Below are 843 nucleotides of genomic sequence, written 5' to 3'. Positions count from 1 at the left end.
GTTTTACATTCCTAAAAAAGCGCAGTTTGATTTATACAATGTAGATTACAAACCGGGCGTTAAACTCTATGAAAAACGAGTTGTTATCACAGACGACGACAAAGAACTGATGCCGACATACTTGCGTTTTGTACGCGGCGTAATTGATTCTGAAGATCTGCCTCTTAACGTAAGCAGAGAAATATTACAGCAGAATAAAATCTTGCTCAACATAAAAAACGCGTCCGTAAAAAAACTGCTTTCCGAATTTAAACAAATGGCAGATAACGCCGCGTCAGGTTCTGACGAAGCGAAGGGAAAATGGGGAACTTTTATAGAACAATTTAACCGTCCTCTTAAAGAGGGGCTTTATCAGGATTTTGCCAACCGCGACGCGATTCAGGAACTTGTGCGCTTTAAAAGCACCGCCGTTGAAAGCGCATCCGGTAATACCGGCTGGACAAGTTTCGCCGAATATGTCTCCCGCATGAAAAGCGATCAAAAGCATATCTACTACATCACAGGCGGCGATGAAAAAACCCTGCGATCTTCTCCGTTGTTGGAAGCCTATCGCGCAAAAGAAATTGAAGTCCTAATCATGTCCGATGAAATTGACGACATTGTAATTCCCACTCTGCACAGTTACCGCAAAGAAACAGCCGGCGCGGACGGCAAGAGCGAAAGTCAAAGTTGGGAACTTAAAGCGGTAAACCGCGCGGGCGCGGACGAAGAGTTAGGTGAAAAGAAAGACAAGGACGCTGAAAAAGAGGCAAAGCCCGTCATCGAAAAAATTAAAAAGGCTCTTGGAGACCGCGTAAAAGACGTAAAACTTTCCCGCCGCCTTCACGATTCGCCGTCCTGCAT

Annotated in this window: 1 pseudogene; it reads left to right on the top strand. The window is 45.1% G+C overall.

The features are described 5' to 3' along the window. Nucleotides 1-843: pseudogene (locus tag ACYVRH_RS13595) on the top strand (molecular chaperone HtpG); the annotation flags it as partial.

The organism is Treponema sp. R80B11-R83G3 (assembly GCF_054786115.1).
This window is presented reverse-complemented; position numbering and strand designations above follow the sequence as displayed.